Genomic DNA, 25,703 nt, shown 5'->3' with positions numbered 1-25,703 from the left:
GTCATGCGGCCTTCGCGGCGGCTGTCTCCTGGGCGTCCGGAACGCGGGGATGGCGCAGTGACAGCAGGCCGCCCACCAACAACGTGATCGCCACGCCCAGTGGGGTGTACCACCAACCCGTCAGCGAGCGGACGCCTTCCGCCGGTGCCGAGGGGGAGAAGTCGATGCGGATCGACGTCCACTGCGCGTAGCCGTTGGCCACCGGGTCCGCCGCCGCGGACGGGCCGACGAACTTCACGCCCAGGATCACGAAGGTCATCGCGGCCACGGTCACCGCGAACGCGACCAGGCCGTCGAGCTGGTTCGCCCGGCGGAACAGCAGGCCGAGGAGGAACGCGCCGAGCAGCGCGCCGTAGGTGTACCCGGTGATGCCCAGTGCCTGCACGACGATCGGGTCCGCCGTCGTCGTGTTGGCCGTCGCGAACAGTCCCGCGCACACGATCAGCAGGCCGGCCCACACCACCGTCCAGATCCGGCCCAGTCGCAGTCGTTGCTCGTCCGACAGCTCGCGGCGGGAGATCCGTTCGTACACGTCGGTCACCGTCGCCGAGGCCAGTGCGCCCAGCGACGACGACAGCGCCGCGGCCAGGATGCCCGCGATCACGAACCCGGAGAGCCCGGACGGCAGCTCGGTCACGATGAAGTGGGCGAACAGTTCGTCCTTGTTCGCCAGCCCCAGCCCGCCGTCGGCCACCGGGTCCGTCGGTGTGGCCGCGGCGTAGAAGACCCACATCAGCACGCCGATGAACAGGAAGAACGCGAACTGAAGGAACACCACGAACCCGCTCGCGATCAGAGCCTTGCGCGCGGCGCGGAGATCGCCCGTCGACATCAGCCGCTGGACGATCAGCTGGTCGACGCCGTGTGAGGCCATCGCGAGCAGAGTGCCGCCGAAAAACGCGGCCAGGAACGGGAATCCGCCGGTCAACGGGTCGGACGAGAAGTCGAGGAGCTGGAACTTCGAGGCGTCCAGCGCGGAACCGAACCAATCCGACGGCACCGCCCGCAGCAGCGCGACCACCACGATCAGCCCGCCGAGGACGTACCAGAGCATCTGGATCGCGTCGACCCACACGACCGCACGGACCCCGCCGATGAAGGTGTAGACCACCATCGCGATGCCGAGGACGACCACGATCGCCCAGTACGACGCGTTCACGCCGTAGGACGCGAGCACCACCTTGATGGGGATGGCCGTCGCGAACAGCCGGATGCCGTCCGCTAGCAGGCGCGTGACCTGGAACGTCACCGACGCCGTTGCCCGCATCCCGTCGCCGTAGCGCGTGCCGAGGAACGCGTACGCGGTGACCAGGTTGCCGGCGATGTAGCGCGGCAGCAGCACGAACGACACGACGATCCGGCCGGCGATGTAGCCGAGCGCGAGCGTCAGGTAGGTCATCCCGCCGGCCGACGGCGGCGCCAGGTACGCGACCACCGGCACCGACAGAACGGTCAGCGTGGACGTCTCCGCGGACACGACCGACACGCAGACGACCCACCACGAGATCTTCTTCTCGCTGACGAAGTAGTCGGTCGACGAGCGCTGCCGGCCGCCGATCATGACGCCCAGCAACGGCATCCCGACCAGGAACAGCACGATGATCGCGACGTCAAGTGCGCGCACTGGGCTCTCCCACCTTCACCCGCAGCCGGGCGACCTCGGTCGTGGCCGGTTCCGGCAGCCGCAACGGCCCGCTGCCCGGTGTGATGCTGCCGAGCAGCCGGGCCCCGGCAGTGCCCGCGGGAACACCGGACCAGGTCAGAAATCCCAGCAGCGCGGTCAGGTACGCCTCCTTGGCGTCCGACGGAAGGCCCAGCTCGTCGCTCGTCACCAGCGTCGCCGGGGCGAGGTGTGTGCGCAACGCCGCCATCAGCGTCGGGTTGCGCACCCCGCCGCCTGACGCCACCACCCTGGTCACGCCGTGCGCGCGGCACGCGTCGGCGACCGTCGACGCGGTCAGCTCCACCAACGTGGCCAGCAGGTCGTCGCCGGCCACGTGCCCCACCTTCGCCAGCGCGGCCGTGATGTGCTCGCGGTGGAAGTACTCCTTGCCGGTCGTCTTCGGCGGTTCGAGCAGGTAGTACGGGTCGGCGCGCAGCACGTCGAGCAGTTCGGGGTCCGGCGTGCCCTGCGCGGCGAGGTCGCCGTCGACGTCCTGGTGCCACACCCCGCCGGAGATCATCCGCGCTGCCGCGTCCAGCAACGCGTTGCCAGGGCCGGTGTCGAACGCGACCACGGGCCGGTTCGGCGCCACCACGGTGATGTTGGCGATCCCGCCCAGGTTGAGCGCCGCGGTCGGGCCCGTGTCGACGGAATCGGCCAGCCACAACCGGTCCAGCACGCCGGCCAGCGGTGCGCCGTGCCCGCCGGCGGCCACGTCCCTCGCCCGCAGGTCCGACACCACGGGAAGTCCGGTCGCCTCGGCGATCCACGCCGGCTGGCCGAGTTGCCACGTGCCGAGCGCGTGATCACCGTCCACCCAGTGGTAGATGGTCTGTCCCAGCGAGACGACCAGGTCCGCGCGCCCGTCCGCGATCGTGGCGAGCGCGTGCCCGGCGACCTCGGCAAACGCTTGCCCCACCGCGTTGTCGAGCCGGCACATCGCCTCGACGGTGGTCGCGTTCGGGGTCAGCGCGTCGAGCAGCGCCGCACGCAGCTCGCTGGGGTAGGGCAGTTCGGCGTGCCCCACCGGAAGAACGGTGATGGTGTCACCGTTCAGCAGCAACTCGGCAACGGCCACGTCGACGCCGTCCATGGAAGTTCCCGACAGCAACCCGATCACCCGGCAGACAGTCACAGGGTTAGTGGCTAGTGGACCCCGGTTCACCTCGCAAGATTCGTGGTTACTTCTTGACCAAATCGATGTCCACAGTGGTTGAGTGTTGGCGGGAGCTGGTATAGACCTTGGCGATACTGTGTCTCCCCATCGGGAGCCGGCACATCCTGAAGATCATGAGGGAGCGGAGTATGAGCAGTTTTTCGGCCGATTGGAGCAGGAGGAAGTTCCTGCGCGGGGCCCTCGCCACCGGGGCGCTCGCACTGCCAGGAACAGGACTTCTCGCGGGGTGCGCCACTTCTGGGGGCGGCCAGGAACAGACCGAGGGTGAGAAGACGGCGAAGAACCCTCTCGGGGTGCCAGAGGACCAGCCCTTGGAGATCTACATCTTCAACGGTGGGTTCGGCGACGAGTACGCCAAAGAGATCCACGAACCGATGTACAAGAAGGCCTACCCGAACGCCGAGATCCAGCACAAGGCCGAGGTCGACATCCAGGGTGCGCTGCAGTCCCGCTTCGTGGCGGGCAACCCACCGGACTTCGTGAACGACTCCGGCGACGGGCAGATCCCGTTGGGGCAGCTCGTCTCGGACAAGCAGCTCTACGACCTCTCGGACCTGTTCGACGCACCGAGCTGGGACGACGAGGGCACGACGGTCGGCGACTCGCTCGTGCCGGGCGCCATCACCCAGGGCACGTTCGGGGACAAGCCGTACGTCATGCACATGGCGCTCACGGTGTACGGCACCTGGTACAACAAGGCGCTCTTCGACGAGAAGGGCTGGACGGTGCCGACCACGTGGGAGGAGATGATGGCCCTCTGCGCGGAGATCAAGGGGACCGGCATCGCCCCGTGGACCTACCAGGGCATCCACGCCCGCTACATGCTCTGGCCACTGATGAGCATGGCGGCCAAGCTCGCCGGCCCGGAGGTCCTCACCGACATCGACAACCTCAAGGAAGGCGCCTGGTCGAACGAGGCCATCAAGGAGGCGGCGAACGCGCTGCTCGGCCTGCGCCAGAACGGTTACATCCTCGAGGGCACCGAGGGCATGGACCACATCCAGTCGCAGAACCAGTGGAGCGCCGGCAAGGCCGCGTTCATCCCGTGTGGCTCGTGGCTGGAGAACGAGCAGGAGGACGTGACGCCCGAGGGCTTCCAGGCCACGATGATGCCCGACCCGTTGTTGTCCAAGGACTCCAAGATGCCGCTGGAGACCGTCTACGCTGCGGCCGGCGAGCCCTACATCGTGCCGGCGCAGGCGAAGAACCCGCGCGGTGGTCTCGAGTACATGCGGATCATGCTGTCCAAGCAGGGCGCGAAGGGCTTCAGCGAGAAGGTCTCCAGCCTCACCGTGGTGAAGGGCGCTTCGGACGGTGTCAAGCTGCCGGGCGGTCTGGAGTCCGCGAAGAAGGCGCTCGACGCCGCCGGCGACAACGTCGTGAACTGGTTGTTCCCGACCTGGTACGGGAAGATGTGGAACCCCGGCATCAACACCCACATCGGTGACCTGATGGCCGGTCGCAAGTCCGTGGACGAGTTCTCCGCCGGCTGCGAGGCGGAGGCCAAGAAGGTCCGCGACGACGACTCGATCACGAAGTACACGCGCTGACAGTGGCGGAGCGGGTTGTACGCAGGCGGGCCTCGAAACCGGGGCCCGCCCTGCAACATGGCAAGTACCGGTTCATCGTGACGTTCCTGTCGGTGCCGTTGGTGATCTACGCGTTGTTCGTGGTCTCGCCGTACGTGCAGGCGATCTGGATCTCGTTGACCGACTGGACGGGCCTGACGGCGACGCAGAAGTTCGTCGGGTTCGACAACTACGTGCGGATGTTCACCGAGGACGACCAGTTCTTCGTGGCGTTGAAGAACAACGCGTACCTGCTGGTCGTTGTCCCGACGATCACCGTGCTCGTCGGGCTGTTCTTCGCCTCGATGCTGAACGTCGGCCGGCGCGGGCGATCGGGCGGTGTCCAGGGCGTACGCGGCTCGGGGATCTACAAGGTCGTGTACTTCTTCCCGCAGGTCCTCTCGGTGGCCATCATCGGCGTGCTGTTCAAGTACGTCTTCGCGCCGACCGAGGCGGGCGGCATCCTCAACGGCTTCCTGAGGGCGATCGGCCTCGACGCGATCGCGATCCCGTGGCTCGGCGACCCGGACTTCGCGTTCTGGTGCGTCGTGGTGGTGATGATCTGGTCGATGGTCGGCTTCTACGTGGTCCTGTTCTCGGCGGCCATGCAGTCGATCCCGAAGGACATCTACGAGGCCGCGCTGCTCGACGGCGCCAGCCGGTCCACCACGTTCTGGCGCGTGACGCTGCCGCTGGTGTGGGACACGGTGCAGGTCGGCTGGGTGTACATGGCGATCCAGGCGATGGACGCCTTCGCGTTCGTGCACATCATGCTGGGCATCTCGGGCGGTCCTTCCCGGGCCGGCGACGTGCTCGGCGTCGCGCTGTACCGCAGCGCGTTCAACGACTACCGGTTCGGGTACGCCTCCGCGCTCGGTGTCGTGCTGCTGCTGCTGACCTTGTTCGTCGCGGTGATGTTCCTTCGCGTGGCGCGGCGGGAACGGGTGGAGTTCTCATGACCACGACAGTTGAACGCCCGGCCCCCGCGGCACCGGCACCACGCCGCCGCGCTCCGGGCGTCGGTGCCGGAGCGGGTGCCCTGAACCTGCTGAACGGCACGTTCCTGCTGTTCTGGGGCCTGCTCACAACGCTGCCGCTGCTGTGGGCGATCCTGTCGTCGTTCAAGACGAACACGGAGTTCCTGTCCAACCCGTGGAGCCTGCCGGCCGTCGCGCGGTTCGAGAACTTCGCCCGCGCCTGGACGGTGGCCAACATCGGGGAGTACTTCCTGAACAGCGTCATCGTGGTGCTGATCTCGGTGCCACTCACGATGCTGCTCGGCGCGATGGCGGCGTACGTGCTGTCCCGCTACGAGTTCCCCGGCAACCGGATCATCTACTTCGCGTTCGTCGGCGGCCTGATCTTCCCGGTGTTCCTGGCACTCGTGCCGCTCTTCTTCGTGGTCCGCAACCTCGGCACACTGCCGCTGGTCGGCGATTACCTCGGGTTGAACAGCCATCTGTCGCTCGCGTTGGTGTACGTCGCGTTCTCGATGCCGTTCACGGTGTTCTTCCTGACGGCGTTCTTCCGCACCCAGCCGACGTCCATCGCGGAGGCGGCCATCGTGGACGGCTGCTCCCACTTCGCGCTGTTCTTCCGCGTGATGCTGCCGATGGCCAGACCGGGGCTGATCAGCATCGGTCTGTTCAACGTCCTCGGCCACTGGAACCAGTACGTGCTCCCGGTGGTCCTGATGAACGAACCGGACAAGAAGGTGCTCGCGCAGGGCCTGGCGTCACTGGCGATCAGCCAGGGCTACCGCGGCGACTGGACGGCCCTGTTCGCCGGCCTCGTGATCGCGCTGCTACCGGTGCTGATCGTGTACATCCTGTTCCAACGACAGGTACAGGCCGGCCTGACGGCAGGTGTGCTGAAGTAGCGCAGCGGTCGGGGCGGCCGCGCTACCGCCCCGAGGACCGCGTGTGCCGGAGCAGGACGATCACCGCTGGGACGGCGACCGCCGCGAGGAGGGGCCACTTCGGCCAGGTCTGGCCGGTCTCGGCCTCGATGAAGGCCGCCAGCAGACCCACCGCGGCCGCCGCGAGGACGAACCCGGCCGTCGTGAGGATGACTCGGGTGCGCGCTGCCATCGTTCCCCCGTTCCGGTGTCAGCTGAATATCCGGTTCCCGACCGGTGCCGAGGTGGCTGTCGGCCGGTGATGCGAGGATGACGGTCGTGTCGAGCACCGTGATCGTGATTATCGTCGCCGTCGTCGTGCTGCTTGCGCTCGCCGTGGTGGCGGGCGTCGTGCTCAACCGGCGGCGGCGGATCGACCTGACGGAGAAACCCCAGGTCGAGGAGAAGCGCAAGGGTTACCAGGCCGGGGGTGGGATCAGCCTCGCGCCCGGCGGGCAGAAGGCGGCCGCGCCGCCGACGGAGGAGCCCGAACCCGTGCTCGACCGGCCCGGCACGGTGCCGGCCGAGCCAGCGTTGATCGACGAGGTCATCCCGCCGGAGCCGGTGACCGAGGCCGAGCCCGAGCCCGTGGTGGAGGTGCCCGAGCCGGCCGAACCGGTGCTGGAGCGGCCTGGGACCGTGCCAGCGGAGCCGGCCCTCATCGACGAGATCGCCGCCGAGGAGATCGCGCCAACCGCCGGCCGGCTGGTGCGGCTCCGTGGCCGGCTGTCCCGCTCCCGGTCCACCCTCGGGCAGGGGCTGCTCGGCCTGCTCGGCGCCGGTGACCTCGACGAGGACTCCTGGACCGAGGTCGAGGACACCCTCCTGCTCGCCGACCTGGGCGCGGCCACCACCACCGAGATCGTGGAGCGGCTCCGCGACGAGCTGGTCGCCCGCAAGGTGCGTACCGCCGACCAGGCCCGCGCCCTCCTCCGCGACGTGCTCGTCGACGCCCTGCACCCCGAGATGGACCGGGCCGTCCGTGCCCTTCCACACCACGGCGACGGCGCCAAGCTGCCGGCGGTCGTGCTGGTCACGGGCGTCAACGGCACTGGCAAGACCACCACGACCGGCAAGCTCGCCCGCGTGCTGGTCGCCGACGGGCGCACCGTGCTCCTCGGCGCCGCCGACACGTTCCGGGCCGCGGCCGTCGAGCAGCTCGCCACCTGGGCCGAACGCGTCGGCGCCGAGGTCGTCCGGGGCAAGGAGGGGGCCGACCCAGCCGCCGTCGCGTTCGACTCGGTCAAGCGGGCCGTCGAGGCCGGGGTGGACGCGGTGCTGGTCGACACCGCCGGCCGCCTGCACACCAAGACCGGGCTCATGGACGAGTTGGGCAAGGTCAAGCGCGTCGTCGAGAAGCAGACCAAGGTCGACGAGGTCCTCCTGGTCCTCGACGCCACCACCGGCCAGAACGGTCTCACGCAGGCCCGCGTGTTCGCCGAGGTCGTCGACGTCACCGGCATCGTGCTCACCAAGCTCGACGGCACCGCCAAGGGTGGCATCGTCTTCCAGGTGCAGCGTGAGCTGGGCGTGCCGGTCAAGCTGGTCGGGCTCGGCGAGGGTGCCGACGACCTCGCGCCGTTCGAGCCGGGGGCGTTCGTCGACGCACTGCTCAACTAGGGGGACAGATGGAGTTCCAGGACGTCGTCCGCAAGCGCCGCATGGTCCGCGACTTCAAGGCCGACCAGCCGGTGCCCAGGGACGTCATCGACCGGATCCTGCACAACGCCACCCGTGGCCCGTCCGCGGGCTTCTCCCAGGGCCAGGCGTTCCTGGTGCTTGAAGGCGAGGACCTGGCCAAGTTCTGGGCACTGCGTCCGCACAGCAACGGAGTGCACAAGGCGCCGTTACTGATCGTGCCGTTCGCCGCCAAGCACGTCTACCTGGACCGCTACGCCCAGCCCGACAAGGGCTGGACCGACCGTGACGAGGCGCGCTGGCCGGTGCCCTTCTGGCACATCGACACCGGCATGGCCACGCTGCTGATCCTGCAGACCGTGGTCGACGCCGGCCTCGGCGCCCTGTACTTCGGCATCATGCCCGACGACGTCGCGCGGTTCCGCGAGCTGTACGGGGTCCCCGACGAGTACGAGCCCATCGGCGCGGTGGCCATCGGCTACTCCGACGAGCCCCAGCAGTCCGGCTCGCCCACCAGGCGCAAGCGGCTTCCCACCGACGAGGTCGTGCACTACGGCCGGTGGTGAACCTAGGGTTAAGGCCATGGTCGACATCCAGGTGCTCGGCGGTTCCGTCGAGCGAAGCGAGGAGATACTCACCCCCGAGGCGCTGGAGTTCCTCGCCGGTCTGCACGAGCGGTTCGCGGGCCGGCGTGACGAACTGCTGGCGGCCCGCGCGGCGCGCCGCGAACAGGCCTCCCGCACCGGCAGACTGGACTTCCTCGACGGGACCCGTGAGGTCCGCGAGGCCGACTGGCGGGTGGCATCGGCCCCGGCCGACCTCCAGGACCGGCGGGTGGAGATCACCGGACCCACCGAGCGCAAGATGGCTATCAACGCGCTCAACTCCGGCGCCAAGGTGTGGCTCGCCGATCTGGAGGACGCCAACACGCCGCACTGGCACAACGTGGTCAGCGGGCAGGTCAACCTCGACGACGCCGTCCGCGGCACGATCGCGTTCACCTCGCCGGAGGGCAAGGAGTACGCGCTCAAGCCGGACATCAAGCACGCGGTGATCGTCATGCGGCCCCGAGGCTGGCACCTCGACGAGCGGCACATCACCGTCGACGGCAAGCCGGCGGTCGGCGCGCTCGTCGACTTCGGGCTGTACTTCTTCCACAACGCGCAGGCACTGCTCGACAAGGGCAGCGGCCCGTACTTCTACCTGCCGAAGATGGAAAGTCACCTCGAAGCGCGCCTGTGGAACGACGTCTTCACGTACGCCCAGGAAGCCAGGGGCATCCCGCACGGCACCGTCCGCGCAACCGTGCTCATCGAGACCATCCCGGCGGCGTTCGAGATGGAGGAGATCCTCTACGAGCTGCGTGACCACGCCTCCGGGCTGAACGCGGGCCGCTGGGACTACCTGTTCAGCATCATCAAGTACTTCCGCGACGCGGGCGCCGACTTCGTGCTGCCCGACCGCAACGACGTCACGATGACCGCGCCGTTCATGCGTGCCTACACCGAGCTGCTCGTCCGGACCTGCCACAAGCGTGGCGCGTTCGCGATGGGTGGCATGGCCGCGTTCATCCCCAACCGCCGCGATCCCGAGGTCACCGAGAAGGCACTCGCCAAGGTCCACGACGACAAGCGGCGAGAGGCGGCCGACGGGTTCGACGGGTCGTGGGTCGCGCACCCCGACCTCGTGTCGATCTGTGACGAGGAGTTCACAGGAGTCCTCGGCGACCGCCCCAACCAGCTCGACAGGCTGCGCGAGGACGTGTCGGTGACCGCCGACCAGCTGCTGGACGTCAAGGCCACGCCAGGTGCCGCCACCGCGGGTGGTCTCCGCGCCGCCGTCGACGTCGGGGTCCGCTACCTCGCCTCCTGGCTGGGTGGTAACGGCGCCGCCGCGATCCACAACCTCATGGAGGACGCGGCGACGGCGGAGATCTCGCGGTCGCAGGTGTGGCAGTGGATGCGCAACGAGGTGAAGCTCGATACCGGCGCCACGGTCACGGCCGACCAGGTGCGGGCGCTGCTCGGCGAAGTCCGCGAGGAACTGGCCGGCACACCGCATCTCGACCTCGCGTGCGAGCTGTTCGAGCAGGTCGCGCTGGCCGACGAGTACCCGGACTTCTTGACCTTGCCGGCCTACGAGCGGATCTGAGACGGTGCGGACCTCGCTGGACGCCCCGACGCTCACCGGGATCGCCCGCTGGATGTCCGAAGTAGACGCCGCGCGGGCGGCCCGCTATCCCGGCGACGCGGGCGGGCGCCAGCCCGTGCACACGTGCTACGTGCCGGCCGACCAGGTCACCGACGACCTGCCGGTCCAGTGGGGCGCCGCCGCGCTCGCCGTGTTGGAGGCGCACGCGCCGGGCCCGCTGGCGTTCGCGGAGGTGCTCGGGCTGCCCGCCCGGTTGGCGGAGACCGTCCACCAGAAGGTCGTCGCGAAGCTCGCCACGGAACCGGTGGAGGACCTGCGGATCGACTTCGAGGACGGTTACGGCCATCAGCCGGACACCGCGGAGGACGAGGACGCGGTGCGGTGCGCGGGCCTGGCTGCCGTCCTCGACGTACTGTCGGTCGGTATCCGGTTCAAGTCGTTCGAGTACTTCGCCCGAGGGGTCCGCACGCTCGACCTGTTCCTGACCCAGCTTCCGACCGTGCCGGACGGGCTGACGCTGACGTTCCCCAAGGTCACGGCCGTCGAGCAGGTGACGGCGCTGTGTGAGCTGCTCGGCTTGCTGGAGAGCCGGCTCGACCTGCCGGAGGGGCGGCTGCGGTTCGAGATCCAGATCGAGACCACCCAGTCCATCGTGGACTCGACGGGGTCGTTCACGATCCCGCGGTTCATCTCGGCCGGGCGGGGCCGGGTGAGCGGGTTGCACTTCGGCACCTACGACTACACGGCCGCGTGCGGGCTTTCGGCGGGCGAGCAGCACCTCGCACACGCGGCGTGCGACTTCGCCCGGCACGTCATGCAGGTCAGCGCGGCGGGTACCGGGGTCCGCCTGTCCGACGGCTCGACCAACGTGCTGCCGGTCGGCGACCGGGAGGCGGTGCACGAGGCGTGGCGCGAGCACTACCGGCTGACGCTGCGTTCGCTCAAACACGGCTTCTACCAGGGCTGGGATCTGCACCCGGCGCAGCTCGTGACTCGCTACGCCGCCAACTACGCGTTCTACCTGGGCAACGCGGAGGCGGACGCCAAACGCTTGCGCGCGTACGTGGACAAGGTCGACGAGGGCGTGCTGGACGAACCCGCGACAGCGCAAGCGCTTGCGCTGTCCATGTTGCGGGCGGTGGACTGCGGCGCGCTGTCCTCCGCGGACGTCACCCGACTGTGTGGACTGTCCGAAGTAGATCTTCGGGCGCTGGCGCGGCGGGAGGCGGTCTAGGTGGAGTTCATCATCCGCGCCAGCCGGATCATCACCCCTGACGGTGAGAGATCCGGCGCGGTCGGGATCGAGGACGGCGTGATCGTCGCGGTCGAGGCGGAGCTGGACGGGCCGGTTTTCGTCGACCTGGCCGACGACGAGGTGCTGCTGCCTGGGCTCGTGGACACCCACGTGCACGTCAACGACCCCGGCCGCACCGAGTGGGAGGGCTTCGAGACCGCGACCCGCGCCGCCGCGGCCGGTGGCGTGACCACGATCGTCGACATGCCGCTCAACAGCATCCCGCCGACGGTGGACGTGCCTGCGCTGGACATCAAAAAGGCCACCGCGTTCGGCCACACTCACGTGGATGTCGGGTTCTGGGCCGGCGCCGTGCCGGGGAACCTGGCCGAGCTACCGGCACTGCACGCGGCCGGGGTGTTCGGGTTCAAGTGTTTTCTGCTCGACTCCGGGGTCGAGGAGTTCGGCCACCTCTCGACCAGCCAGCTTGCCGAGGCACTCGCGACGCTCCGCGACCTCGACGCGCTGATGATCGTGCACGCCGAGGACCCGGACCTGATCGAGCACGCGCCCGCCCCGCACGGCCGGGCGTACGGCGACTTCCTCGCGTCCCGGCCGAGGGACGCGGAACAACGGGCCATCGCCACCGTGATCGAGCTGTCCCGGCGCACGGGCACGCGGGTGCACGTGGTGCACCTGTCGTCGGCGGACGCGCTGCCGATGATCGCGGCCGCGCGCCGCGACGGCGTACCGATCACCGTGGAGACGTGCCCGCACTACCTGACGCTGACCGCCGAGGAAGTCCCGGAGGGGGCGACGCAGTTCAAGTGCTGTCCGCCGATCCGCGAGGCGGCGAACCAGGATCTGCTGTGGCAGGGGCTGGCCGACGGGGTGATCGACTGCGTGGTGAGCGACCACTCGCCGTGCACCGCCGACCTGAAACGCTTTGACACGGGGGATTTCGGCGTTGCGTGGGGCGGGATCGCCGGCCTGCAGCTGGGTCTGCCGGCGGTGTGGACGCAGGCGCGGCGTCGTGGCGTGCCGCTGACCGACGTGGTGCGCTGGATGTCGTCGGCCCCCGCCGCACTCGTCGGCCTGGCACGCAAGGGCGCGATCGAGCCGGGCAGGGACGCGGACCTCTGCGTGCTGGCGCCGACCGAGGAGTTCACTGTGGACGCCGAGAAGCTGTTCCACCGCAACCCGGTGTCCGCCTACCACGGTCGCACGCTCACCGGTGTGGTGCGGCGGACGTGGTTGCGTGGCCGCGAGGTGACCGGCGAGGCCGCGCACGGAAAGCTCTTGGAGCGCTGAATGGACTTCGCCGCCCTGCCCGATCTCGCCTCGCGTCGTGTCGGCGGGAGCGTGCTCTGGGCCAACGACGAGCTGTTCGCGGAGAAGGAGAACCTGATCCGGCCGACCGAGGCGGTGTACCAGCCGGCCACGTTCGGCCACAAGGGACAGATCTACGACGGCTGGGAGACCCGCAGGCGGCGCGAGCCGGGCGTCGACCAGGCCGTCGTGCGGCTGGGCCTACCCGGTGTGGTGCGGGGGATCGTGGTGGACACGGCGTTCTTCACCGGCAATTACCCGCCCTTCTGCTGGGTGGAGGCCGCGGCGGTGGAGGGCTACCCGTCGCCGGTCGAACTGTCCGAGGTGGACTGGCAGCCGCTCGTGCCGCGCTCTCCGCTGCTGGGCAACACGAAGAACCCGTTCGAGGTCGACGATCCCCAGCGCTACACGCACGTCCGGCTGACCATCGACCCGGACGGCGGGGTCGCACGGCTGCGGGTGCACGGCACGCCGGTCGCGGACCCTCGGTTGCTCGACCTGGCGTCGCTGGACCTGGCGGCACTGGCGAACGGCGCCTCGATCGACAGCTGTAGCAACATGTTCTACTCGTCCCCGGCGAACCTGATCTCGCCGGGTTTCGCCGCGGTGATGGGGGAGGGCTGGGAGACCGCCCGCCGCCGCGACGACGCCAACGACTGGGTGACCGTCCGGTTGGCCGGGCAGGGCGTGGTGCGGCTGGCGGAGCTGGACACCACTCATTTCAAGGGAAACGCGCCCGGCTGGGCGTCGCTGTCCGGACTGGTCGGGGACGAGTGGGCGACGCTGCTGCCGAAAACCCGTCTGCAGCCGGACACCCGCCACCTCTTCCGGCTGGCGGGCGGCGCCGAGGTCACCCACGTGCGCATGGACGTCTACCCGGACGGCGGCATGGCCCGGCTCCGGCTGCACGGCGCGCTGACCGACGCAGGTCGCCGGGACCTGGTCCTGAGTTGGCTAAACCGACTGCCGGTGGCCAACGTGGTCACGGTCATGACCGAAGCCGGACTCTCCGAAGCCGATGCGGTGGCGCTCGCGGCCGCCCGCCCGCTCGACGACGTGCCGGTGGTACTGCGATGAAGGCACTTGTCGCGGTGCTCGCGCTGCTGGTCGCGGGTTGCGGTGCCGCCAGCGGTTCGGACTCGACGGAGACGACGCCCACCTTCCCCGAGTCGGACAAGATCGTCCGCGTGGTCAACCTGAACGCCGCCATGGGTTACCGGGCAGGCAAGGGCGATCCGGCCGGCACCGACGCCACACGAGAGGATCTGATGCTCCTCGCCAGGGACATCCTCGGCAACGGCGGGGACATCGCCAACCTGCAGGAGATGGCGCTGCCGGCGGCGAGGGAACTGCGGACCATCCTGCGCGAGCTGTCCGGCGACGAGTGGCAGCTGAACTGGGCGCACGCGGCCAACTCGTCGTTCTATCCTGGCAAGAACCGTGACGAGTCGCCGACCTACGAGAACGTCTCGTCCGGCAACGCCCAGCTCGTCCGCATCGGCGACGGCATCACGAGCCAGCGGCCGATCACGATCGACGACGTGAACGACGACCAGGGTGTCGTGCTGCCCTCCGGTGGCCGCTCGTTCATGGGGGCCGAGATCACCACGGCACAGGGTGTGTTCGATGTGTACAACACGCACCTTTCGCTGGCGCGCCAGAACTCCGACGAACGCCGTGCCGCGGACGTCAGGCGGATACAGGAGATCACCGAGTCAGGGACCAACCCGGCCGTCGTCACCGGCGACCTCAACCAGACGATCGGCGTGCCCGACCCGAGCCGGCTGACGATGGCGGCGATCGAGACGTACACCCGTGACCTCGACTACACCGACGTGGCCGCCGACCTCGGGCCGACGATCGACCAGAAGCATCCGGACAAGGACTCCCGGCGTATCGACTACATCCTCGTCCGCGGTGTCGGCGCGAGCGACACGGTCCGGTTCGTCAGCCACGAGTCCGACCACTGGGGACTGGCCGCGACCATCGAGGTTTCCCTTGGCGCGTAGGTGGTATTCACCGCGGGTGCGGACCATGCTCAGGCGTTTCCGAAAGGTAAGCCGGTTCGACGCCGAGATCGTCCGGCGCATCGGGGACCTGCGACCCACCCCTGTCGACGACGGCTTTCGTCATCTAGGACACGCTGCCGACCACAGCAAGCTCTGGTTCGCCATCGCCGCGATCCTCATCAGCCGCAAGGGCGCCACGCGACGCGCCGGCCTTCGTGGACTGGCGGCGATCGGCGGTGCCAGCTTCGCCGCGAGCCTGATCGGCAAACGGCTCTTCCCGCGCCGCCGCCCGGCTGCCGAACTGCTGCCCGTGCTGCGCCGCATGACCCGCCGTCCCAAGTCGTCGTCGTTCCCGTCCGGGCACGCGGCCTCGGCGGCCGCGTTCGCGTCGGCGGTCGCCATGGAGCACCGTGGGGCCGCCGCCGCTGTGGTCCCCCTCGCCGCCGCCGTCGGTTACAGCCGCGTCCACACCGGCGTCCACTGGCCGACCGATGTCGTCGCGGGCGCGGCCATCGGGGTCACCGCCGCCTACGCCACCCGCCACTGGTGGCCGCACCAGAACGCCATCCCGGACGGTCCCCGGCACCGTGACACCGCGGCGGAACTGGGTGACGGCGACGGGCTCGTGCTGATCGTCAACCCCGGCGCCGGCGCCGGGGGCGACGCGGTCACCGAGGTCACCAAGGCCTGGCCGAAGGCCGACATCGTCGAGGTGCTGCCGGACAGCGACCAGGACGTGGTCGCCGACGTCACCAAGCACATCCAGCACGGTGAGATCCGGGCCGTCGGCGCGGTCGGCGGCGACGGCACGGTGGCCTGCGCCGCCGGGATCGCCGTCGAACACGGTCTACCGCTGGTCGTCGTCCCGGCGGGCACGCTCAACCACTTCGCCCGCGACGCCGGCATCGACCACCTCGACGACGCGCAGGCCGCGAGCCGCGCCGGCTCCGTCATCCGCTGCGACGTCACCGAGGTCGCCATCACCAACGGCAAGACGGACCGTGCCGTGTTCGTCAACACGGCGAGCCTCGGCGGCTACCCGGAAACCGTGCGGTTGCGGGAAAAGCTCCAGGCACGCTGGCCGAAGTGGGCCGCGACGCTGCTCGCCACCACCCGCACACTCCGCAGCGCCAAGCCGCTCACGATCCTGCTCAACGGCCACCGCCGCACCGTGTGGATGCTGTTCGTCGGCAACGGCGCCTACGAGCCGAAGGGCTTCGGCGCGGCACGCAGGCCATCGCTGGCGTCCGGCATGCTCGACGTGCGTTACCTGCGTGCCGACATCCCGTACTCCCGCGCGCGGTTCCTCCTCGCCACGCTCACGGGCACGCTGCACACCAGCCATGTGTACCGGCACGACGAGGTGCCGGCCGTCGATGTCGTGCTGCTGGACGGTCCCCGCAGAATCGCCCTCGATGGCGAGGTTGGCCCGTTCGGCCGCCGCTTCCGCTTCTGGGTGCGCAAGGACGCGCTGCCCGTCTACGTGTCCTGACCGATCGCGCCGAACGCCGCGCGCAACCGTCGTAACCGATCGTCGGGGGTCTGCCGCGGGCAGCTCACGCACTTCTGCTGTCCGGGCGCCTCGTAGATCAGGCAGCACGACGTCCGCCGCACCACCCGCTGACCCGAAACCTCCACATACCTCGGTGTCGGGAACCGTTCGTCCGCCGCAAGCGCCTGCGCGTGCGCCGCCGAACCGCCCGCCCACAGCACCCGGTTCGCGAGCGAGTCCGTCGCAACGGCCCACAACGCGCGCGACGATGCCCCGGACGCCGTCGCCACCGCCGACACACATGTCGCGACCAGGTCCGCGACCAGCTCGGGCGCCATGGCCCGGTCCACCGTGGCACCCGACCGGGCGTCGAGCACGCGGCCGTCCGGGTGCAGGGACAACGTCATCTCGCCCAGCGCCGGATCGGCCACCGGGCCACCCCGCACGTACGACTCCGCGGTCGGACCGAGCAGCACGGAGCTCGCCGAGTACCACCACAGCACGCCGATGGTCCGCCGCCGTGTGAGGCGGTACCGGCGTGCGGCCGCCGCGAACTGCGCGGCCAGCCATGACGGATCGCCGATGTGCTTCGCGGGGACGGTTACGGGCCCGTGTGTTTCGCGCTCTTCGATGACCGCCCAGAGTAGCGGCTACGTGGCCGAAACGTGGTTGTAACAAAAACCGGACGACAGTTCACATGGGAGAAACCGCCGACGCGATCCCGTGAAACCTGACTTCCCGATGCTCCCGGTGCAAATCTGGTGTTCGGGAGGACGACTTGTCACTCAACGCAGGAGATACCGCGTGGGTGCTGGCCAGCGCCGCGCTGGTCATGCTCATGACGCCTGGTCTGGCATTCTTCTACGGCGGCATGGTCCGCTCCAAGAGTGTGCTCAACATGCTGATGTTGAACTTCATCTCACTCGCGGTGATCACCGTGCTGTGGGCGTTGTTCGGCTTCAGCCTCTCCTTCGGCAACGATGTCGGCGGAGGCCTGTTGGGCAACCTCGACTGGGCAGGGCTGACCGAAGGCGTCGGCAAGCTCGCCGGGTTCGGCACCGACGAGAATCCGTGGCCGGGCGCTGACGCGCTGCCCGTGCTCGCCTTCGCGATGTTCCAGCTCATGTTCGCGATCATCACGCCCGCTCTGATCTCGGGTGCGATCGCGGACCGCGCGAAGTTCTGGAGCTGGGTCGTGTTCCTCGTGCTGTGGGGCACGGTCGTCTACTTCCCGGTCGCGCACTGGGTGTTCTCGTTCGACGGCTTCATCGGCGCCGACGCCTCCGGTGGCTGGATCGCCAACGACCTCAAGGCGCTCGACTTCGCAGGTGGCACCGCGGTGCACATCAACGCCGGTGCCGCGGCACTGGCACTCGCGATCATCCTCGGCAAGCGCAAGGGCTGGCCGAAGGAGACGCCTCGGCCGCACAACGTGCCGTTCGTCCTGCTGGGCGCCAGCCTCCTGTGGTTCGGCTGGTACGGCTTCAACGCCGGCTCCGCGCTGGCCGCGAGCGACACCGCCGCACTGGCGTTCACCAACACCACCGTCGCCACCGCCGCGGCCGTGCTCGGCTGGCTCATCACCGAGCAGCTCAAGTTCGGCAAGCCGACCACGCTGGGTGCCGCGTCCGGTGCCGTCGCCGGTCTCGTCGCGATCACCCCGGCCTGCGGTTACGTGGACATCTGGGGCGCGCTCGCCATCGGTGTCATCGCCGGTGTGGTCTGTGCCCTCGCCGTCGCCCTCAAGTTCAAGCTGGGCCTGGACGACTCGCTCGACGTGGTGGGCATCCACCTCGTCGGTGGCCTGATCGGCACCATCCTGATCGGCTTCTTCAGCAACCTCGACGTCAACACCGCCTCGCTGGGCGACAACGGCCTCTTGTACGGCGGCGGATTCACCCAGCTGGGTCGGCAGATCGTCGCGGCGGGCGCGGTCCTCGTGTACTCGTTCGTCTTGACTCTTGTCATCGGACTCCTCATCAAGGCCACGATCGGCTTCCGGGTCAGTGAGGAGGCCGAGGTCATCGGCATCGACGAGGCCGAGCACAAGGAGACCGCGTACGACTTCGGTGGCTTCGGTGGTGGCAGCTCGTCCGAAGCCGCCAGGCCGGCCACGAAGACCTCCGCCGACACCCTGGAAGGGAGCAAGGCATGAAGCTGGTGACGGCGATCATCAAGCCGTTCACGCTCGATGACGTCAAGGCCGCACTGGAGCAGGTGGGTGTGCTGGGCATGACCGTCAGCGAGGTGCAGGGCTACGGCCGGCAGAAGGGCCACACCGAGGTCTACCGGGGCGCCGAGTACTCGGTCGACTTCGTGCCGAAGGTGAAGCTCGAGGTCCTGGTCGACGACACGCTGGGCGACAAGGTGGTGGAGGCCGTGGTGGAGGCCGCGCGAACCGGCAAGATCGGTGACGGCAAGGTCTGGGTCACGCCGGTGGACACCGTGGTTCGGGTGCGCACCGGAGAGCGCGGCACAGACGCGCTCTGATGACGCCTCAGGGGGAGGGGGCGGCCGGCCGCAAGGCGCAGGCCGCCCCCACTGCCGCCGATCTGGTGTTGGCGCGTGACCGGTTGCTCGGGCGGGGCACGCAGCACCAGACCGGACGACTCGCTCCGGACGTCCTTCGGGAAGCACTGTCCGATCTGCACGAGTTCTGGCTGACCGTGCATGCCGCACAGGCCGGCATCGGCACCGAGGCCGCGGGCATCGCCCTGGTCGCCGTCGGTGGTCTCGGCCGCCGCGAGCTCGTGCCCTTCTCCGACCTCGACCTGGTCCTCGTGTACGAGGGCAAGCGCAACGGCCGGATCGACGCGGTCGCCGAACAGCTGTGGTACCCGCTGTGGAACTCCGGCGTCGGCCTCGACCACTCGGTGCGGACGGTCTCCGAGGCACTCGACGTGGCCGGTACCGACCTCCGCACGGCCATGGGGCTGCTCGACGCCCGCCATCTCGCCGGCGACGCCGAGCTGGCCGCCAGGCTGGCCGACTCCGCCCTCGACGCCTGGCGCACGGGTGTGCGCCGCCGCGTCGACGAGCTGGTGGAGTCCGCGCGGGCGCGCTGGCAGCGCAGCGGCGAGGTCGCCCACTGGGTGGAACCCGATCTCAAACACGGCCGCGGCGGCCTGCGCGACCTGGCCATGCTGGACGCGCTGGCCCTCGCACAGCTCGTGGACCGGCCCCACGGTGAGGTGTCGCAGGCACGCAGGCTGCTACTGGACACCCGCACCGAGCTGCGCCGCATCGCCGGCAGGCCCCGGGACGTGCTCATGCCGCAGGACGGCGACGAGATCGCCGCCGTGCTGGGCGTCGCCGACCGGTTCGCTCTGGCCCGTGCCCTGTCCGGCGCCGGCCGCACGGTGGCCTACGCGCTGGACGTCGCGCTGCGAACGGTCCAGCCGGCCAGGCAGTCACGCAAGGTGCTCAGTGTCCTGCGCCGCCAGCCGCAGCGAAGACCACTGGCCGAGGGCGTCGTGCTGAACGGGGACGAGGTGACGCTCGCGCGCGACGTCGACCCCGGCAAGGACCCCGCGCTGCTGTTGCGGGTCGCCGCGGCCGCCGCCCGTACCGGCAAGCCCATCGCGCCAGGCGCGCTGGCCAGGCTGGGGGAGTCCGCGCCGGAGCCCAGGGCCCCGTGGTCCGAGGACGTGCGACAGGAGCTGCTGTCGCTGCTCGGGGCCGGCGACGGCCTGATCGACGTCGTGGAGTCGTTGGACCGCACGGGGTTGTGGGCCCGGCTGTTCCCCGAGTGGGGTGCGGTGCGTGACCTGCCGCCCCGGGACGCCGCGCACGTGTGGACCGTGGACCGGCACCTCGTGCAGGCCACCGCCAACGCGGCCAGGCTCGTGACCCGCGTGTCCCGCCCCGACCTGCTGCTGATCGGCGCGATCCTCCACGACCTGGGCAAGGGCCGGGAGCAGGATCACTCGATCGTGGGTGCCGCGCTGGCCACACAGGTGGGGGAGCGCCTGGGGCTGCCCGCGCCGGACGTGGCCGTCCTGTCCGCGATGGTCCGGCACCACCTGCTGCTCCCGCACACGGCCACCCGCCGCAACATCGAGGACGAGGCGACCGTGCAACGCGTCGTCGACACCCTCGGCGACGACCCGGTGCTGCTGGAGCTGCTACACGCGCTGGCCGAGGTGGACTCGCTCGCCACCGGTCCTGGCGTGTGGACGGACTGGAAGGCGGCGCTCGTCGCCGACCTGGTCAGCCGCTGCCGTCGCCGCATGGCGGGGGAGAAGCACGAGGAGCCGACCCCGCTCTCCGCCGAGCAGCGTGCCCTGGCGGAAACCGTGGCCGCTTCGGGCAAACCGGACATCATCATCTCGTCGACGGTCGAACGCGGGTTCGCCACGATCACCCTCGTCGCCCCGGACCGCCCTGGCCTGTTGTCACGCGCGGCCGGCGTGCTGGCACTGCACTCGCTCTCGGTGCACGCCGCCGAGCTGCGTGCCCACGCCGGCGTGGCGGTGGACGTCTTCTCGGTGTCCCCCCGCTTCGGGTCCCTACCGGACGCCGGCCTGCTCCGGGAGCGGTTCACCCGCGCACTGGCCGGTTCCCTGCCGCTGGCGGAGAAGCTGGCGGCGAAGGAACGCGACTACGCCTCGGAACAGGACGACCCACCGGAGGCCCGCGTCCTGTGGTTCGCGGACGAGGCGGACGGCGGCGTCGAGTCGAAGGACGTGGTCCTGGAGATGCGCGCGGCCGACCGCCTCGGCCTCCTGTACAGCGTCGCGGAGGCCCTGGAGCGCAGCGGCGCCGACATCCTGTGGGCCCGCATCATGCAGGTGGGCGGCACAGCCATCAGCTCGTTCAGCCTGGCGTCGACAAGCCCGTCGAACGGCGACACGAACAGCGAAGAGTGGCGTAAGGAAATAGAACGCGCCGTACTGGCCGCCTGCTAAACCTCGCGAGTCGCGCGTTCGGCCCCGGCGAGTCTCGCGGTCGGCCCCCATGAGTTGCGTTTCGTGTACGCCCCGGTGTACCTGAAAACGCGACTCGCGGGGGCCGAGAGCGCGACTCGCGGGGGCCCAAAGCGCGACTCGCGGGTCTACCTGCCGGAGTTGAGTAGTTCTCCCTACAACCAACCAGGGGACTTCGCGCTGCTCACGGGTGCTCGAAAACGAGAGGCTGTTCCTGCGCCCCGGGGAGGGGGCGCGACTGGGAAGGCCGGGATGGGGCTCGCACGAGGGGTCGAGCCCATCCCGGCGGCCACAGGCGCTGACCAGCTACCCTCGGCAGGGTGTTCGACACTCTTTCCGACCGGCTCACCTCGGTCCTGCAGAACCTCCGCGGCCGCGGCCGGCTGTCCGAGGCCGACATCGACGCCACCGCCCGCGAGATCAGGATCGCGTTGCTGGAGGCGGACGTCGCGCTTCCAGTGGTCCGGACGTTCATCGCGCACGTCAAGGAGCGCGCCAAGGGCGCGGAGGTCTCCGGCGCGCTGAACCCGGCCCAGCAGGTCGTCAAGATCGTCAACGAGGAGCTCATGGGCATCCTCGGCGGCGAGACCCGGCGTCTCACCTACGCCAAGAACCCGCCGACCGTGATCATGCTCGCCGGTCTGCAGGGTTCCGGTAAGACCACGCTCGCCGGCAAGCTCGCCAAATGGCTGGTCGGGCAGGGCCACACCCCGCTGCTAGTCGCCTGCGACCTGCAGCGCCCGAACGCGGTCAACCAGCTCCAGGTGGTCGGCGAGCGGGCCGGCGTGCCGACCTACGCCCCCGAGCCGGGCAACGGCGTCGGCGACCCGGTCGACGTCGCGCGCCGCTCCATCGAGGAGGCCAAGCGGGCCCAGCACGACATCGTCATCGTCGACACCGCCGGCCGGCTGGGCGTCGACGAGGAGATGATGCGGCAGGCCGCCGACATCCGCGAGGCGACTCAGCCGGACGAAATCCTGTTCGTCGTCGACGCCATGATCGGTCAGGACGCGGTCACCACGGCCGAGGCCTTCCGCGACGGTGTCGGCTTCACTGGCGTGGTCCTCACCAAGCTCGACGGCGATGCCCGAGGCGGCGCCGCCCTGTCGGTCCGCGAGGTCACCGGCCAGCCGATCCTCTTCGCTTCCAACGGCGAGAAGCTCGAGGACTTCGACGCGTTCCACCCCGACCGGATGGCGAGCCGCATCCTCGGCATGGGTGACGTGCTCACGCTTATCGAGCAGGCCGAGCAGGCGTTCGACAAGGACCAGGCCGAAGCCGCCGCCGCCAAGATCGGCACGGGCGAGCTGACCCTGGAGGACTTCCTCGAGCAGATGCTCGCCGTCCGCAAGATGGGCCCGATCGCCAACCTCCTCGGCATGCTGCCGGGCGCAGGCCAGATGAAGGACCAGCTGGCCCAGGTCGACGACAAGCACCTGGACCGCCTGCAGGCGATCATCCGCGGCATGACCCCGGCCGAGCGCAACGACCCCAAGATCATCAACGCGTCGCGGCGCCAGCGCATCGCCCGAGGCTCCGGCGTCCAGATCCGTGAGGTCAACGACCTCGTCAACCGGTTCTACGAAGCACGCAAGATGATGCAGCAGATGGCGGGCCGCTTCGGCTTCCCCGGCAGCAACCGCAACACCAGCAAGTCACGCAAGGGCAAGAAGGGGAAGAAGGGCAAGGGGCGGGGTCCGACGCCGCCGAGGGTGCGTGGCGGTATGCCCGGCTTCCCCGGTGGAATGCCGGACCTGTCGAAGCTGCCCCCCGGCCTCAACGAACTGCCCCCGGGACTGGCGGGTATGGACCCCCAGCTGCCGCCGGGCTTCGACCCGTCGAAGCTCAAGTTCCCCAAGAAGGACAAGTAACACGTGCCGGCACTGCACATGCGGGGCGTGGTGCTCCCCGATGGTGAGACCCGCGACCTGTGGATCGTCAACGGCCGCTTCCGGCTCACCCCGGTGCCCTACGCCGAGACGGTGGTGGACGGCGGCTTCCTCCTGCCCGGCCTGGTCGACGCCCACTGCCACATCGGCCTCGCCGCCGAGGACCTCGACGAGGCCGAGCAGCAGGCAGTGACCGACCGCGACGCCGGCGCGCTGCTCGTCCGCGACTGCGGCGCCCCGCTGGACACCCGACCGCTGCAGGAGAAGCTGGAACTGCCGCGGATCATCCGCGCCGGCAAGCACATCGCCCGGCCCAAGCGGTACATCCGTGGCGTCAGTGAGGAACTGGGCGACCCCGCGCGGCTGCCGTCGGTGGTGGCCGAACAGGCGGACGCCGGCGACGGCTGGGTGAAGCTGGTCGGTGACTGGATCGACCGGGAGAAGGGCGACCTCGCCCCGCTGTGGCCCGACGACGTGCTTGCCGAGGCGGTCAAGGTCGCGCACGAGGCCGGCGCGCGGGTCACCGCGCACGTGTTCAGCGAGGACGCGTTGCCCGGCCTCGTCAACGCCGGCATCGACTGCATCGAGCACGGCACCGGTCTGACCGCCGACACCATCGAGCTGATGGCGTCCCACGGCACCGCGCTGGTCCCGACGCTGATCAACATCGAGACGTTCCCCCAGCTCGTCGCCGGCGCGGACAAGTACCCGGTGTACCAGCGCCACATGCTCGACCTGCACAGCCGCGTCCGGCAGACCGTGGCCAGCGCGCTGGAGGCCGGCATCCCCGTCTACGCGGGCACGGACGCGGGCGGCGGCATCGCCCACGGCCGCATCGTCGACGAGATCGTGGCACTGCACGAGATGGGCATGACCGCCGACGACGCGATCGGCTCGGCCTCGTGGGCGGCAAGGGAATGGCTCGGCTACCGGGGGATCGAGGAAGGCGCGGCGGCGGATGTCATCGCCTACGACGAGGATCCGCGTGTCGACCTGAACACGCTGCGGCAACCGTCGCGGATCGTCCTACGTGGACGGGTCATGAAGTGACCGGCAATTGTCACGTGTTCTCAGCGGGTTTCCGGGGCATCGACCGACTACGCTGAGGTAGGTGACAGCGGAACGCGAGATCATCGACACTGCCGATGTCGTCGCCGACCCTGTCGCCGAACGCACGCACCGGTGGGGTTTCGGCGCGTTCCTCTTCGTGTTCGCCGTCTTCGTGCTCACGGCCGTCCTCATCGGGGCGATCGTGGGCATCTTCGCGCCCAACGCCCGTGCCTCGGCCACCGTGGTCGTCATCGGCACGATGGTCCCCCCGCTGCTGGCGGCCGCCGTGGCGCTGCTCCTCACGAAGCTGCGCGGCAACGGCCCGCGCATCGACCTGCGCTGGTCGATGCGCCGCGAGGACATCCGCACCGGCTTCAAGTGGGGCCTCATCGGCCTGATCTGCACCACGTTCGCGGCGTTCGTGTGGACCAACGTCGTCGGTGAGGAGAACGCCCAGTCAGCGATCGGGGCCCTCGTCGACAACCAGCAGATGCCGGTCGCCCCCGCGATCGCGATGTTCGTGTTCGTGTGGCTGATCGGCCCGGTCTGCGAGGAGATCATCTACCGCGGGCTGCTGTGGGGCGCGCTCGAACGGCTGAAGTGGGGCCGCTGGGCTGTGTTCTGGCTCACCACGGTCATCTTCGCGGTCAGCCACCTCGAACCGCTGCGCACGCTGTTACTGCTGGTCATCGCCATTCCGATCGGTCTGGCGCGCCTGTTCAGCGGGCGGTTGGGCGCCAGCATCATCGCTCACCAGGTCAACAACTTCCTGCCGGCGCTCGCCGTCCTGCTCGTCGCGCTCGGGGCCATGCCCGCGTAGCAAATCCCATCTGGCAGAATGGCTAGCTGTCCGTCGTGGCCGGACCCTCTCACCGTGCCATGGCGCCAACGAACTTGGGGCACCAGCGAGCCGTAACCCCACACGGCTCACCGGCGCTCACACGTCATCAAGAGGAGCACCACCACCCGTGGCAGTCAAGATCAAGCTGCAGCGTCTCGGCAAGATCCGGGCGCCGTACTACCGCGTCGTCGTCTCGGATGCCCGTACCCGCCGCAGCGGCAAGGCCATCGAGACCATCGGCCAGTACCGCCCGAAGGAGGAGCCGAGCTTCATCCAGGTCGACTCCGAGCGCGCCCAGTACTGGCTGGGTGTCGGCGCGAAGCCGACCGAGTCGGTGCAGCGGATCCTCGAGATCACCGGCGACTGGCAGAAGTTCAAGGGCCTGCCGGGCACCGAGGGCACGCTCAAGCCGCAGCCGGAGAAGGTCGACAAGCTCGCCCGGTTCCAGGCCGCCCTGGCGGCGGCCGGGCAGGAGCCGACCACCGAGGCGACCACGCCGCGGAAGAAGGCCGACCGTCGCCCGAAGGCCGACGAGGCCGCCGAGGCTCCCGCCGAGTCATGAGTGTGCTCGCGGACGCGCTGGAGCACCTCGTCCGCGGAATCGTCGACCACCCGGACGACGTGCGCGTGGACCTGGTGACCACCCGGCGTGGCCGGACCCTCGAGGTCCGTGTGCACCCGGAGGACCTGGGCAAGGTCATCGGTCGCGGCGGGCGCACCGCCACCGCGCTGCGCACCGTCGTGAACGGGATCGGCGGGCGGGGCGTGCGGGTGGATGTCGTCGACACCGACCGCTAGCGGACCCGGCGCGCTGCTCGTCGGCATCGTCGTGCGGCCGCA

General features: G+C 69.7%; 23 protein-coding genes. 19 read left to right on the top strand and 4 right to left on the bottom strand.

What is annotated here, in order from left to right; all coding sequences use genetic code 11:
* Position 1: 1 nt before the first annotated feature.
* A complete protein-coding gene (locus VF106_RS35460; RefSeq protein ID WP_330844311.1) occupies positions 2-1,624 on the bottom strand; it encodes a sodium:solute symporter in 1,623 nt (540 codons plus the stop codon).
* Entirely contained in the window at positions 1,611-2,756 is a 1,146-nt protein-coding gene (locus VF106_RS35455; protein ID WP_330844310.1) for an anhydro-N-acetylmuramic acid kinase, read from the bottom strand. Before VF106_RS35455 ends, VF106_RS35460 begins: the two co-directional genes overlap by 14 nt.
* 212 nt (positions 2,757-2,968) lie before the next feature.
* On the opposite strand from VF106_RS35455, the gene ngcE reads away from it, so the two are divergent.
* Genes ngcE through VF106_RS35440 form a run of 3 tightly spaced genes read left to right on the top strand, consistent with a single transcriptional unit; the run spans position 2,969 to position 6,287 of the window.
* Complete coding sequence (ngcE, locus tag VF106_RS35450) at positions 2,969-4,390, top strand: N-acetylglucosamine/diacetylchitobiose ABC transporter substrate-binding protein (protein ID WP_330844309.1); 1,422 nt, start codon at positions 2,969-2,971, stop codon at positions 4,388-4,390.
* Between the two features lie 2 nt (positions 4,391-4,392).
* A complete protein-coding gene (locus tag VF106_RS35445) occupies positions 4,393-5,367 on the top strand; it encodes a carbohydrate ABC transporter permease (RefSeq protein ID WP_330844308.1) in 975 nt (324 codons plus the stop codon).
* A complete protein-coding gene (locus VF106_RS35440; RefSeq protein ID WP_330844307.1) occupies positions 5,364-6,287 on the top strand; it encodes a carbohydrate ABC transporter permease in 924 nt (307 codons plus the stop codon). The genes VF106_RS35445 and VF106_RS35440 overlap by 4 nt, the downstream gene beginning before the upstream one ends.
* Before the next feature lie 22 nt (positions 6,288-6,309).
* Here the strand turns inward: VF106_RS35440 and VF106_RS35435 are convergent, their stop codons facing one another.
* Positions 6,310-6,498, bottom strand: a complete 189-nt coding sequence (locus VF106_RS35435) for a hypothetical protein (RefSeq protein WP_330844306.1) — start codon at positions 6,496-6,498, stop codon at positions 6,310-6,312.
* A gap of 77 nt (positions 6,499-6,575) precedes the next feature.
* On the opposite strand from VF106_RS35435, the gene ftsY reads away from it, so the two are divergent.
* Genes ftsY through VF106_RS35395 form a run of 8 tightly spaced genes read left to right on the top strand, consistent with a single transcriptional unit; the run spans position 6,576 to position 16,158 of the window.
* Positions 6,576-7,925 carry a signal recognition particle-docking protein FtsY gene (gene ftsY, locus VF106_RS35430; protein WP_414639134.1) on the top strand — a complete coding sequence of 450 codons (1,350 nt, stop codon included), beginning with the start codon at positions 6,576-6,578 and terminating at the stop codon, positions 7,923-7,925.
* Between the two features lie 8 nt (positions 7,926-7,933).
* Positions 7,934-8,509, top strand: a complete 576-nt coding sequence (locus VF106_RS35425; RefSeq protein WP_330844304.1) for a nitroreductase family protein — start codon at positions 7,934-7,936, stop codon at positions 8,507-8,509.
* A 16-nt stretch (positions 8,510-8,525) separates the two neighbouring features.
* A complete protein-coding gene (gene aceB / locus VF106_RS35420) occupies positions 8,526-10,094 on the top strand; it encodes a malate synthase A (RefSeq protein WP_330844303.1) in 1,569 nt (522 codons plus the stop codon).
* A 52-nt stretch (positions 10,095-10,146) separates the two neighbouring features.
* Entirely contained in the window at positions 10,147-11,328 is a 1,182-nt protein-coding gene (locus VF106_RS35415) for a DUF6986 family protein (RefSeq protein ID WP_330844322.1), read from the top strand.
* Positions 11,329-12,639: an allantoinase AllB gene (gene allB / locus VF106_RS35410; RefSeq protein WP_330844302.1), complete on the top strand. Its 1,311-nt coding sequence runs from the start codon at positions 11,329-11,331 to the stop codon at positions 12,637-12,639.
* Complete coding sequence (gene alc / locus VF106_RS35405; protein WP_330844301.1) at positions 12,640-13,734, top strand: allantoicase; 1,095 nt, start codon at positions 12,640-12,642, stop codon at positions 13,732-13,734. It abuts the gene before it with no gap.
* Positions 13,731-14,666 carry an endonuclease/exonuclease/phosphatase family protein gene (locus tag VF106_RS35400; protein WP_330844300.1) on the top strand — a complete coding sequence of 312 codons (936 nt, stop codon included), beginning with the start codon at positions 13,731-13,733 and terminating at the stop codon, positions 14,664-14,666. Before alc ends, VF106_RS35400 begins: the two co-directional genes overlap by 4 nt.
* 25 nt (positions 14,667-14,691) lie before the next feature.
* Positions 14,692-16,158, top strand: a complete 1,467-nt coding sequence (locus tag VF106_RS35395; protein ID WP_330844299.1) for a bifunctional phosphatase PAP2/diacylglycerol kinase family protein — start codon at positions 14,692-14,694, stop codon at positions 16,156-16,158.
* On the opposite strand, the gene VF106_RS35390 is transcribed toward VF106_RS35395, so the two are convergent.
* The gene (locus VF106_RS35390) at positions 16,146-16,661 is read right to left on the bottom strand and encodes a (2Fe-2S)-binding protein (protein ID WP_330844298.1); all 516 of its coding nucleotides are present in this window, start codon (positions 16,659-16,661) and stop codon (positions 16,146-16,148) included. The genes VF106_RS35395 and VF106_RS35390 overlap by 13 nt on opposite strands.
* A 275-nt stretch (positions 16,662-16,936) precedes the next feature.
* Here VF106_RS35390 and VF106_RS35385 point away from each other — a divergent pair, with 275 nt between their 5' ends.
* From VF106_RS35385 to VF106_RS35350, 8 genes are all read left to right on the top strand, one after another.
* On the top strand, positions 16,937-18,313 hold the full coding sequence (locus tag VF106_RS35385; RefSeq protein WP_330844297.1) for an ammonium transporter: 1,377 nt from the start codon (positions 16,937-16,939) through the stop codon (positions 18,311-18,313).
* On the top strand, positions 18,310-18,648 hold the full coding sequence (locus VF106_RS35380) for a P-II family nitrogen regulator (protein WP_330844296.1): 339 nt from the start codon (positions 18,310-18,312) through the stop codon (positions 18,646-18,648). The genes VF106_RS35385 and VF106_RS35380 overlap by 4 nt, the downstream gene beginning before the upstream one ends.
* Entirely contained in the window at positions 18,648-21,065 is a 2,418-nt protein-coding gene (locus VF106_RS35375) for a [protein-PII] uridylyltransferase (protein ID WP_330844295.1), read from the top strand. Before VF106_RS35380 ends, VF106_RS35375 begins: the two co-directional genes overlap by 1 nt.
* 338 nt (positions 21,066-21,403) lie before the next feature.
* Complete coding sequence (ffh, locus tag VF106_RS35370; RefSeq protein ID WP_330844294.1) at positions 21,404-22,954, top strand: signal recognition particle protein; 1,551 nt, start codon at positions 21,404-21,406, stop codon at positions 22,952-22,954.
* Positions 22,955-22,957: 3 nt separating this feature from the next.
* Positions 22,958-24,022 (top strand): amidohydrolase family protein, encoded by a 1,065-nt coding sequence (locus tag VF106_RS35365; RefSeq protein ID WP_330844293.1) that lies wholly within the window; start codon positions 22,958-22,960, stop codon positions 24,020-24,022.
* A 61-nt stretch (positions 24,023-24,083) separates the two neighbouring features.
* Complete coding sequence (locus VF106_RS35360) at positions 24,084-24,842, top strand: CPBP family intramembrane glutamic endopeptidase (RefSeq protein ID WP_414639133.1); 759 nt, start codon at positions 24,084-24,086, stop codon at positions 24,840-24,842.
* Positions 24,843-24,990: 148 nt separating this feature from the next.
* Positions 24,991-25,425, top strand: a complete 435-nt coding sequence (rpsP, locus tag VF106_RS35355) for a 30S ribosomal protein S16 (protein WP_330844292.1) — start codon at positions 24,991-24,993, stop codon at positions 25,423-25,425.
* The gene (locus VF106_RS35350; RefSeq protein ID WP_330844291.1) at positions 25,422-25,661 is read left to right on the top strand and encodes an RNA-binding protein; all 240 of its coding nucleotides are present in this window, start codon (positions 25,422-25,424) and stop codon (positions 25,659-25,661) included. The genes rpsP and VF106_RS35350 overlap by 4 nt, the downstream gene beginning before the upstream one ends.
* Positions 25,662-25,703: the final 42 nt, after the last annotated feature.

The sequence above is a fragment of the Actinophytocola sp. genome (assembly GCF_036378875.1).
Classification (GTDB): domain Bacteria; phylum Actinomycetota; class Actinomycetes; order Mycobacteriales; family Pseudonocardiaceae; genus Actinophytocola.
The sequence above is the reverse complement of the archived record's forward strand: the minus strand, read 5'-3'. Positions and strand labels throughout refer to the sequence as shown.